Genomic DNA, 11165 nt, shown 5'->3' on the forward strand with positions numbered 1-11165 from the left:
CGGGTGGGCCAAGATGGCAGGCATGCGGACACTTGTTCTCGGCGGCACGAGGTTTCTGTCCAGGGAGATCGCGCGGCAGGCCCGCGACCGCGGGCACGAGGTGGTGTGCGCGGCGCGCGGCGTGGCCGGCGAGCCGCCCTCGGGCGTGGAGTTCGTCCGGGTCGACCGGGCCGAAGACGGCGGGCTCGCGCCGCTGAAGGGGGCCTTCGACCTGGTCGTCGACGTCGCCAGGCTGCCCAGCCAGGTGCGGCGCGCGGTCACGGAGCTGGCGGGCCGGGCCGGTCACTACACGTTCGTGTCGTCGTGCAGCGTCTACTCCGACGCGACCCGGGTCGATCAGGTGCTGCACGACCCGTTGCCCGCCGGAGCCGACGAGAGCGACCCGGAGAACTACGGGCCGGCCAAGGTGGCGTGCGAGCAGATCCTCGGCGACGGCGCCCTGCACGTACGGGCCGGGCTGATCGTCGGCCCCGAGGACCAGTCCGACCGGTTCACCTACTGGGTCGAGCGGCTGGCGCGCGGCGGCCGCGTGCTGGCTCCCGGCTCGCCCGGCGATCTGGTGCAGCTCGTCGACGTACGCGATCTCGCGGCCTGGACGCTCGACGCGGCCCAGGCCGGGCTGACCGGCCCTTACGACGGCATCTCCATGCCCTTCACCAGGGGGGAGATGCTGGCGGGCATCGCCGAGGGGCTGGCGGTGGCGCCGGAGCTCGTCTGGGCGGGCCAGGAGTTCCTCACCGGGCACAAGGTCGAGCCGTGGGCCGGGCCGCGTTCGCTGCCGCTGTGGTTGCCGTTGCCGGAATACGCCGGGTTCATGGCCCGGGACACCTCCGCCACGCTGGCCGCCGGGCTGCGCATCCGCCCGGTCGCCGACACCGCCCGCGACACGCTCGCCTGGCTACGCGCCTCCGGCCACCAGGTGACCCGCGCCGGCCTCACCACCGACGAAGAATCCGAACTCCTCCACCTGCTTCCCTGACCCCCGACCCCCGGCCGTTCGCGGGGGCGCCGTGGCCGGGATCATGGACGGTGTGTTGCGCGTGGCGATGAACGACTCCGCGGCCGGTCTGCTCGGTGTGCCGGGCGGCCCGGCCCTGTCGGCCCCGTCGGGCGGCCTCGCTCCCGGCCTGCGGGAACGGGTGGCCCAGGGGCTGGTCCGGCGGGGTGAGGTGCTCGGCTGGGCCGCCTCGACGGACGGCGCCGAACGTGCCCCCGCGCCCTTCCACGACCTCACCGGCTGGGAGTGCGACCGGAGTTCCGTGCATCTGGAGGACTTCGTCCCGGTCGAGGTCGTCACCGTCGATCACGCGCCGGTGATCGGCGACGACGGCCAGCGGTTGCTGCTGCTGCACGGCGTGGCGCTCGCCCTGGAGGTCGTCCGGCTCGCGCGCGCCCTGCACCCGCGCGGCCCGGTGCGCTGCGTCGTGACCGCGAACGAGACCAGCGCGACGTTCCGGTTCCACCAGATCAGGCCGGGCGAGAGCTGGAACGCCGCTGACCTGGACGGGTACGCCGGCGACAAGGTGATCGTGGTCGATCGGGGGCCGTTCGCCGCACTCCAGGAGCATCCGGACGTGCCGGGCGCCGCGTACGATTCCTGATCGTGTCGATGAGGTTGAGCCTCGCTAAGATCGAGGCCGCGCTGCTGGAGTCCGTACGGGCCGACCCCGCCCTCATCGGGGCCGTCCTTGAGGGCCGGTCGCCCGGTCTCCCTCCAGAGACGGACGTGTTCGCGGACGACCACCGCTCGCTCACCGCCATCGCCGAGGGACGCGCCGAGGCCGAGCACGGCACCGCGCGGTGGGGGCACTGCTTTCCCTGGCTGGCGGCGGCCACCGGCGAGGACGGCGCGAACGACGTGGCCGGGTGCGAGGTCGGCTACGGTCCGCCGTTCGCGCTGGATCCCGGTCAGGTGGCGGCGGTCGCGCGGGGCCTGGCCGAGGAGGGGTGGAGGTTCGGCGCCGGTCACGCGGGCGGGACGTACGAAGGGCTGGAGGCGCTGGCGCCGTTCTACGCGGCGGCGGCCCGCGAGGGCAAGGCGGTCGTGGGGGCGGTGCGCTGACGTCCCTCGCCCGTGTGCGCGGTGCGCTGACGGCCCTCAACCGTGGGCGCGATGCTCGGCCCTGACTGCCGGCCTCGGGCCTCTGTGTGAACGTGCGGCTGGTGGTGTGGTGGGGGTGTGCAGGTTGGGGGCGGGTACCGTGCAGACTGCCCCTTGGGTGGTGGTTCGGGCCTAACGTCCCGGAATATGCAGACAGTGGACGTTCTGGTGGTGGGGGCGGGGCTGGCCGGGTTGAGCACCGCCCGCCTGCTGGCCCGGCGGGGGCTGGACGTCATGGTCGTCGATCGCCGCAGGTCGTTGTCGGCCGGCGTCCGGACCACCGGGATCTTCGTACGCCGCACGCTCGACGACTTCGACCTGCCCGGCCACCTGCTCGGGCCCGGTGTCCGGGACGTCCTGCTGTATCCGCCGTCGCGGCGCTCGCCGATCCGGCTCACCAGCGACCGGGACGAGTTCCGGGTGGCCGACATGGCCGCCGTCTACGAGCACGCCCGCCGCGCGGCGGAGTCGGCCGGCGCCCGCGTCCTGCTGGGCGTCCGGTACACGGGCAGCTCATCGGGCCTCATACGCCTGGAGCGCACAAGCGGCGCCGAGGGCGTGGACGGCGTGGACGGCGTTGTGGGGGTTGTGGGGGTGGAGGTGGTGGGGGTCAGGTTCGTCGTGGGGGCGGATGGGGCGCGGTCGCGGGTGGCGCGTGACCTCGGTCTCGACGTCAACCGGCGCTTTCTCGTCGGCGCCGAGATCGTCCATGCCGTCGCGCCGGGTTCGGGCGTTCCGGCGTTCCACTGCGTGCTGGATCCCCGGGTGGCTCCGGGGTACCTCGGGTGGGTGGTGGACGACGGCCGGCACGCCCATGTGGGGGTCGCGGGGGAGCCGGGGGTGATGCGGGCCGGCGTCCGCCGTCTGCTGGACGCCTTCGCCGCCGACGCGCCCGGTCGCGCGACGCCCGTCGGGCCGGTCGAGCGCCGGGGAGGCCCGATCCCGGTCGGGGGCGTGCTGCGGCGACTGGCGTGCCCGGACGGGCTGCTGGTCGGGGACGCGGCGGGCGCGGTGTCGCCCCTGACGGCCGGTGGGCTGGACCCTTGCCTGCGGATGTCCGAGCTGGCCGCGTCGGTGATCGCCGACTATCTGCGTACCGGTGACCGAGAGGTGCTGAAGCGGTACGACGGGGCCGCGCTGCGGGCCCGGTTCCGGGGCCGGTTGTTGCTGCGGCGGCTGTCGGCGGGGATCCGGTCGCCGGTCGCGGCGGAGGCCGCGGTGACCGTCCTGCGCACCCGTCCCGGCCGGGCGCTGGCGGCGCGGATCCTGTTCGGCGACGGCTCCTTCCCCGAGCTCGAACCCCGGCTCGCGGCGGGAGTGGGCACGGTCCGGCGACCCTGACGATCTCCGGCGGGTCAGGCTCGTGAGCGGCCGCGGCGGGGCCGGGCGCGGCGTGCCCGAGATCGGGTCGGAACGCGGACGGGGGAGCGCGATCCCGTGTGGGAGAACGTCGGAGGCCGGAGAACGGGGGCGACCCCGTGCGGGGCACGGGGTCGCGGAGGTGTGGGGTTACGGCTTGGTGTAGCCGCCCGTGTAGGCGCCGCTTCCGCTGTACGCGTACACGCGGATGCGGTAGGTGCCCGCCGTGCCGTTGTAGGTCAGCGACTCGTCAGGTCCGCTGCCCGCGCTGCTGGCCACCGTGGTCCAGCCGAGGATGCCCTGCTTCTGCAGGTACAGGTCGAAGTCCACGCCGGAGGGCCCGTCGAGGCACGCCCGGTGCGTCCCGGCGGCGGCCGTGTAGCCGGAGCTGTTCGGGTAGTACACGTTCTGCCCGCTGGTCAGGTTGCCGGAGAACGGCGTCTGGTAGCCGGTGCAGTTCCCGGGGGTGGTCCCGACCGTGATGCTCTTGCTGGTGGAGTTCGTGGCCCCGCCGTTGTCGGTCACGGTGAGGGCCACGGTGTACGTGCCCGCGGCGGCGTAGGTGTGCGACACGGTCGCGCCGCTGCCGGTGGAGCCGTCGCCGAAGGTCCACGCGTAGGAGGCGATGCTGCCGTCCGGGTCGCTGGAGCCGGAGCCGTTGAACGAGCACGCCCGCGTGGTGTTGTCGCACGACTGGGTGAAGCTCGCCACCGGCGGCTGGTTGCCACCGGTCGTCGGGGGGTACTGCGTGGCGTCGTGCACGTCGAGCAGCGGCTCCTTGACCCCGTCGCTGGCGTCGTCGGTCCAGTTGAGGTTGCCCGTGGCCTTGAGCTTGTCCCGGACGGCCAGTGCCCCCGCCCGGGTGGTGGGCTTGTTCGAGCCGCTGGTAAGCACGGCCGCGGCGCCCGCGACGTGCGGGCTGGCCATGGAGGTGCCGCTGATGGTGTTGTAGCCGCCGTTCATCCACGTGGAGTAGATGCAGGTGCCGGGGGCGGCGACCTCGACCGTGGTGCCGTAGTTGGAGAACCAGGCGAGGGTGTCGTCGGTGTCGGTCGCGCCGTCGGTGCGGCACGGCACGGTGATCGTGCCGACCAGGCCGCCGGGCTGGCCGTCGAAGTCGGTCACGGCCGAGACGGTGACGACGTCGGGGTGGTTGGCGGGGAAGAAGCCGGAGGCGTCGGCCGAGCTGTTGCCGGCGGCCACGACGACGACGATGCCCGCGTTGGTGGCGTTCGTGATCGCGTTGCTGATCGCGGAGCTGCTGCAGCCCTGGCAGCCGAGGCTCAGGTTGATGACCTCGATCGTGCTCGCCCTGGCCACGACCCAGTCGAGGCCGGCGGCGATGCCGGCCAGCGTGCCGGAGCCCGCCGAGTTGAGCACCTTGACGGCGTGGATGCGGGCGCCGGGGGCGACGCCGACCGCGCCGACGGAGTTGTCGATGGCGCCGATCGTGCCGGCCACGTGGCTGCCGTGCCCGTTGTCGTCGTCGCCGGTGCCCGAGCAGACGCCGCTGGTGCAGTTGGTGCTGGCCACCACGTTCAGGTCGGGGTGGTCGAGGTCGACGCCGGTGTCCACGACCGCCGCGTCCACGTCGACGCGGACGTCGTCGGTGCCGTCGATGTCGAGGTTGATGTTCTGGTCGGCGTAGATGCGCTTGATGCCGCTCGGTACGGTCTGCGCGAAGGCGTGCACCTCGTGGTCGGGCTCGACGGTGAGCACACCGGGATCGCCCTTCAGCCTGGCGGCCTCCTCGGGGGTGAAGAGGGCCGAGTAGCCGTTGAAGGCGTACCGGTAGGTTCCCACCAGCACGCCCTTGTGCGCCGTGACCTGCTGCTGCGCCTCGTTCGCCACCTGCGCCCGCGACACGCCAGAGAGCTGGACGATGTAGCGCTGCTGGTCGGCGGCGGCCGGGGAGTCGGCCTCGGCGGCGGTGGCCCAGCCGGACAGTGCCAGGCAGACGCCGGAGGCCAGGGCTAACAGGGTTGAGATTCGACGCATGGAAACGCCTTTCTCCGGGGGTGACATGAGCTGTGCTCATGCGGCTTGTGAGCGGAACATCGCATATGACAGCGAGTCAGGCAATACTGAAATATCTGTCATAGATCACATCGGTCTGGGTCGTTCCGACGAAGAACCGGGGCCGTCATAGTGGCGGTGGACGAACCGGGCGGTCCCCGCCGGCTCTAGGGTCGGGCGGAGTCGACCAGGGGGGACACCGGTGCCGGAGCTGGAGGAGATCGATGCGTGGCTGCGTCACCGGCTGGCGGGACTGCTCGCCGAGAACCAGGTGCCCGGGGCCGCTGTCGCGGTCCACGCGGGCGGCCGGACGGTCGAGGTCGCGGCCGGGACGCTGAGCACGGCGACGGGCGTCGAGGCGACCCCCGGCTCCCTGTTCCAGATCGGCTCGATCACCAAGGTGCTGACCGCGACGCTGGCCATGCAACTGGCCGACGAGGGCCTGCTCGACCTGGACGCGCCCGTGCGCGACCGCCTCCCGGCCTTCCGGATCGGCGACGAGCGGGCCGCCCGGCGGATCACCCCGCGCCAGCTCATGTGCCACGTCGCGGGCTTCGAGGGGGACGTCTTCACCGACACCGGCAAGGGCGACGACTGCGTCGAACGGTTTCTCGACGTCCTGCACGACGTGCCGCAGCTGTTCGAGCCCGGCGAGATGTTCTCCTACAACAACGCCGGCTACTGCGTGCTGGGCCGGATCATCGAGGTCGTGCGGGGCAAGCCGTTCGACGCGTGCCTGCGCGACCACCTGCTCACGCCGCTCGGCATGACCCACGCCGCCTGCGACCCGTACGAGGCGATCGTGCACCGCACGGCGGTCGGCCACGTCCAGCGCACGCCGGACGGCCCCTACCGGCCCACCCCGGTGTGGGCGCTGGCCCGCTCGAACGCGCCCGCCGGGTCGATGCTGGCGATGCCGCCGCGTGACCTGCTGGCCTTCGCCCGCATGCACCTCGCCGGCGGCACCGGCCCGGACGGCGCCCGCGTGCTGAGCGCGGCGAGCGTCGCGGAGATGCGGCGGCCGCAGGTCAGGCTGCCCGACTTCGCCCAGGGCACGGCCTGGGGCCTGGGCTGGGAGCTCTTCGACCGGCCCGGCGGCGCGGTCTTCGGCCACGACGGCAGCACCGTCGGCCAGGCGGCGTGCCTGCGCGTGGCGCCGGGGCGCGACGTGGCCGTGGTCGTCGTCGCCAACGGCGGGCGGACGCGGCCCGTGTTCGCCGAGATCACCGGCCGCGTGCTGGGCGAGCTGGCCGGGGTCGAGGTGCCCGCGCCCCCCGCGCCCGGCCCGGCCCCCGTCCCGCCCGCGAACGCGGCCCGGTACGCCGGCACGTACACGTCGAGCACCTGCGAGACGGAGGTGACCCTGGACGGCGCCGGGCGGCTGTGGCTGCGCCGGACGCCCGTGGGCATCACCGCCGACCTGGACGAGGTGCCGTACCGCACCGAGCTGGCCGCCTGGCGCGACGACGTGCTGATCCCCCTCGAACCCGAGCGCGGCGCGCACGCCCCGATCGCCTTCCTCGGCGACGACGGGACCGGCCGCGCCCTCTACCTGCACGACGGCCGCGCCGACCGCCGCACGTCCGGCTGACCCCGCGAGAACGGCCCGCCCGCGCACAGCGCCGGCGGGCCGTTCTCATGCCCGCCCCCGGCCTCCGCGCCGCGCTGATCAGTGCTGATCAGTGCTGATCAGTTGGTCCGCCCGGACGAACCCCGGCCCCAACGTTCGATGTCCGCGACGAACACCGCCGGGGACGCGGGTCCCACTATCGTCGGATGGATTTGGAGAGCGATCGCGTGCTGGCGATCCAGGATCTGTCGGTCGAGATCCGGCGCGGCGACAGGGTCGTCCGCCCGGTCTCGGACGTCAGTCTGGTGCTGAACCGCGGCGAGACCCTGGGGATCGTCGGCGAGACCGGGTCCGGCAAGTCCATGACCGGTCTCGCGATCATGGGCATGCTGCCGGCCGGCGGCCGGGTCACCGGCGGCTCGATCGACTTCGGCGGCGAGGAGCTGGTCGGCCTGCCCGCCGCGCGCTACCGGGCCCTGCGCGGCAACGAGATCGCGATGGTGTTCCAGGACTCGCTGACGGCGCTGAACCCGACCCGGCGCATCGGCGAGCAGGTCGCCGAGCCGGTCCGGCTGCACCACGGCGCCTCCAGGCGGGCCGCCCGCGACCGCGCCGCCGAGGTGCTCGCCCTGGTCGGCCTGCCCCGCCCGGCCGAGCGCATGGACGACTACCCGCACCAGCTCTCCGGCGGCATGCGGCAGCGCGTGATGATCGCGATGGCGCTGGCCTGCGAGCCGCGGGTCGTCATCGCCGACGAGCCCACCACGGCGCTCGACGTCACCATCCAGGCCGAGATCCTCGACCTCCTGGACGGCCTGCGCTCCCGGCTCGGCATGTCGATGATCCTCATCACCCACGACATGGGCGTCATCGCCCGGCACGCCGACCGCGTCGGCGTCATGTACGCCGGCCGCCTGGCCGAGACCGCCCCCACCCCCGTGCTCTTCGCCCGGACCCGGCACCGCTACACGCACGCGCTGCTGGCCTCGATCCCCTCGCTCACCCACGACCGGGACGAGCGGCTGTTCAGCATCCCCGGCGCGCCGCCCGACCTGACCGCGGCCGGGCCCGGCTGCCCGTTCGCGCCGCGCTGCGACGCCGCCACCGACCGGTGCCGCGAAGAGCGTCCGGCCCTCGCCGTCGAGGACGACGGGCACGTCCACGCCTGCCACCACCCGGCCACCGGACCGGCCGACCGGGTCCAGAGCCGCTTCCGCACCCGACCGGTGGAGCCCGCGGCGTCTGCGGAGCGCGCGCCGCGGCTGCGCGTCGTCGACCTCAGGCGCGAGTACCCGGTCGGCGGCAGGGGCCTGTTCGGCGCGCGCCGCACCCTCAAGGCGGTCTCCGGCGTGAGCTTCGAGGTGGCGGCGGGGGAGACGTTCGGGCTGGTCGGCGAGTCGGGGTGCGGGAAGTCCACCCTGGGCAGGATGCTCGTCGCCCTCGACCGGCCCACCTCCGGCGAGGTGATCTTCGACGGGGAGCCGGTCAGCCGGATGGGCGCGCGGGCGCTCGGCCCGCGCCGGAGCCGGCTGCAGATGATGTTCCAGGACTCCGGCGCCGCCCTCGATCCGCGCATGCGCATCGGCACGATCCTGCGCGAGCCGCTGGCGATCCAGGGCGCGGGCGACCGCGCCCACCGCACGGCCCGCGCCCGCGAGCTGCTGCGGGACGTCGGCCTTCCCGCGGGCGTCATGGAGCGCTACCCCCACGAGCTGTCCGGCGGGCAGCGGCAGCGGGTGAACCTGGCCCGCGCCCTGGCCCTGGACCCGGCGGTGCTGGTCGCCGACGAGCCGGTCAGCGCCCTGGACGTGTCCATCCGCTCCCAGGTGCTCAACCTCATGCGCGCCGTCCAGCTCGAACGCGGCCTCAGCAGCGTGGTGATCTCGCACGACCTCGCCGTCGTGCGGTACCTGGCCGACCGGGTCGGCGTCATGTACCTGGGCAAGCTGGTCGAGACCGGCACCACCGAAGAGGTGTACGGCGCCCCCGCCCACCCCTACACCGCCGGTCTGCTGGCCGCCGTCCCCGACGCGGACCCGCAGGCCCGGCAGCCGCGCGGCGAACGCGTACGCGGCGAGCTGCCGAGCCCGATCGACCCGCCCAGCGGCTGCCGCTTCCGCACCCGCTGCGCCCTGGCCGACGACCTGTGCGCCCAGGCCGAGCCCCTTCCGCGGCCGGTCACCGGCAGCCACCAGGTCGCCTGCCACCACCCGCTCCAGCCGCTCGAACCCGCGGCCACCCCGCTGAAGGGAGCCTCCCGGTCATGACCTGGTACGTCGTCCGGCGCCTGGCGATCTCGGTCGTCGTCCTGCTCGGCATCTCCGCGGTGGTGTTCCTGCTGCTGCACCTCGTCTCGGACAGCCCCGGGCGGGTGGTCCTGGGGCAGCGCGCCTCGCCCGAGGCGGTCGCCGACTTCAACCGGCAGCACGGGTACGACCGCCCGGTCCTCGCCCAGTACGTCGGCTACCTGGGCCAGCTCGCCCGGGGAGACCTGGGCAGGTCGTACAAGCTGAACGAGAACGTGGCCACCCTGCTCGGGCAGAACGCCGGCCGCAGCGCGATGCTCTCGGCGGCCGGCCTGGCGGTGGCGCTGGTGATCGCCGTGCCGCTCGGCGTGCTGCAGGCGGTCCGGCGCAACAGCGTCGCCGACCGGCTGCTCACGGCGGTCTCGTACGTGCTCTACGCGACGCCGTCGTTCCTGCTCGGGCTGATCCTCATCGCCGTCTTCAGCCAGGCGCTGCCGATCTTCCCGGCGGAGGCGTCCCAGTCGCACTCGCCCTGGGTCGTCCTCACCGATCCGCGGGCGATGGCGCTGCCGGTCATCACGCTGGCCGCGGCGAGCGTCGCGGTCTTCGCGCAGTACCAGCGCTCCTCGGCCCTGGACCAGCTCGGCCAGGACTACATCCGGGTGGCGCGGGCCAAGGGGCTGCCCGAGCGGCTGATCCTGCTGCGCCACCTGCTGCGCAACGCCTGCCTGCCGCTGGTCACCCTGGTCGGCACGCTCATTCCCACCCTCCTGGCGGGCAACCTGATCGTCGAGTCGCTGTTCAACTATCCCGGCCTCGGCCTGCTGTTCCTCAACAGCCTGCAACGCGAGGACTATCCGGTGCTGCTCGCCTACACCCTCGTCGGGGGCGTCCTGACCGTGGCCGGCAACTTCGTCGCCGACCTCGTGGTCGCCGCCGCCGACCGCCGAATCGAGCTGACGAAATGACCACACAGAACGTGGAGGCCCGGCCCGAGGCCGAGGCCGTCCCGGCGCGCAGCCGGCGCTCGGTGCTGCGCGGGCTGCGGCGCAGCCCGCTCGGCCTGACCGGCGGCCTGCTCCTGCTGCTGATCGCCGGGTTCTGCTTCCTCGGGCCGCTGCTCTATCGCACCAACCAGATCGACGTGGACCTGGTCAACGCGGCCCTGCCGCCCGGCCCCGGCCATCCGCTCGGCACGGACGCCAACGGCTTCGACGTGCTCGGCCGACTGATGGCCGGCGGCCGCCTGTCGCTGCAGATCGGCCTGCTCGCCGCCCTGTTCGCCACCGCGATCGGCACCCTGTACGGCGCGGTCGCCGGCCTGGCCGGCGGCGTCGTGGACGGCTTCCTCATGCGCCTGGTCGACGTCATGCTCTCGGTGCCGTTCCTGTTCTTCGTCCTGATCCTGTCGGCCCGCTTCCACGCCGACGCGCTGTCGCTGAGCCTGGTCATCGGCGGGTTCTCCTGGCTGGTCTCCGCCCGGTTGGTCCGCGGCGAGGTGCTGACGCTGCGGGTGCGGGAGTTCGTGCTGGCCGCGCGGGTGATGGGCGCCTCCCGCCGGCGGCTCATCCTCACCCACCTGATCCCGAACGCGCTCGGCGTGATCATCGTCAACATCACCTTCCAGGTCGCCGACGCGATCCTGGTCGTGGCGGCGCTGGGCTTCCTCGGGTTCGGGCTGACGTACCCGACCGAGGACTGGGGCAGCCAGCTCGCCGGCGGCGTCGCCTACATCTCGGCCGACTACTGGTGGCTGATCTACCCGGTCGGGGGCTGCATCGTCCTGACGGTGCTGGCGCTCAACCTGCTCGCCGACGCCCTGCGCGACGCCGTCGGGCGGCAGGCCGACTGATGGAACCTCGTCGCGCATCTT

At 73.6% G+C, this 11165-nt stretch carries 9 protein-coding genes; 8 read left to right on the plus strand and 1 reads right to left on the minus strand.

Going from position 1 to position 11165, the window contains the following annotated elements:
- The first annotated feature begins 22 nt into the window (after positions 1-22).
- From ACIBQ6_RS03060 to ACIBQ6_RS03075, 4 genes are all read left to right on the plus strand, one after another.
- A complete protein-coding gene (locus ACIBQ6_RS03060) occupies positions 23-979 on the plus strand; it encodes an NAD-dependent epimerase/dehydratase family protein (protein WP_397209903.1) in 957 nt (318 codons plus the stop codon).
- Between the two features lie 52 nt (positions 980-1031).
- On the plus strand, positions 1032-1601 hold the full coding sequence (locus ACIBQ6_RS03065) for a hypothetical protein (protein ID WP_397209904.1): 570 nt from the start codon (positions 1032-1034) through the stop codon (positions 1599-1601).
- A 2-nt stretch (positions 1602-1603) separates the two neighbouring features.
- Positions 1604-2062 (plus strand): hypothetical protein, encoded by a 459-nt coding sequence (locus ACIBQ6_RS03070; protein ID WP_397209905.1) that lies wholly within the window; start codon positions 1604-1606, stop codon positions 2060-2062.
- Between the two features lie 186 nt (positions 2063-2248).
- On the plus strand, positions 2249-3442 hold the full coding sequence (locus ACIBQ6_RS03075) for an FAD-dependent oxidoreductase (RefSeq protein ID WP_397209907.1): 1194 nt from the start codon (positions 2249-2251) through the stop codon (positions 3440-3442).
- 168 nt (positions 3443-3610) lie between these two features.
- Here ACIBQ6_RS03075 and ACIBQ6_RS03080 read toward each other — a convergent pair whose 3' ends face one another.
- A complete protein-coding gene (locus ACIBQ6_RS03080; RefSeq protein ID WP_397209909.1) occupies positions 3611-5458 on the minus strand; it encodes a S8 family serine peptidase in 1848 nt (615 codons plus the stop codon).
- Between the two features lie 220 nt (positions 5459-5678).
- Between ACIBQ6_RS03080 and ACIBQ6_RS03085 the strand changes: the two genes are divergently transcribed.
- The 4 genes from ACIBQ6_RS03085 (at position 5679) to ACIBQ6_RS03100 (ending at position 11144) form a co-directional block, all read left to right on the plus strand.
- A complete protein-coding gene (locus tag ACIBQ6_RS03085; RefSeq protein ID WP_397209910.1) occupies positions 5679-7067 on the plus strand; it encodes a serine hydrolase domain-containing protein in 1389 nt (462 codons plus the stop codon).
- A 185-nt stretch (positions 7068-7252) separates the two neighbouring features.
- Complete coding sequence (locus tag ACIBQ6_RS03090) at positions 7253-9313, plus strand: dipeptide ABC transporter ATP-binding protein (RefSeq protein WP_397209911.1); 2061 nt, start codon at positions 7253-7255, stop codon at positions 9311-9313.
- On the plus strand, positions 9310-10260 hold the full coding sequence (locus ACIBQ6_RS03095) for an ABC transporter permease (RefSeq protein WP_358293491.1): 951 nt from the start codon (positions 9310-9312) through the stop codon (positions 10258-10260). Before ACIBQ6_RS03090 ends, ACIBQ6_RS03095 begins: the two co-directional genes overlap by 4 nt.
- Positions 10257-11144 carry an ABC transporter permease gene (locus ACIBQ6_RS03100; RefSeq protein WP_397209913.1) on the plus strand — a complete coding sequence of 296 codons (888 nt, stop codon included), beginning with the start codon at positions 10257-10259 and terminating at the stop codon, positions 11142-11144. Before ACIBQ6_RS03095 ends, ACIBQ6_RS03100 begins: the two co-directional genes overlap by 4 nt.
- Positions 11145-11165 lie beyond the last annotated feature (21 nt).

Origin of the sequence: Nonomuraea sp. NPDC049655, from assembly GCF_044465465.1 — a bacterium.
Lineage (GTDB): Bacteria > Actinomycetota > Actinomycetes > Streptosporangiales > Streptosporangiaceae > Nonomuraea.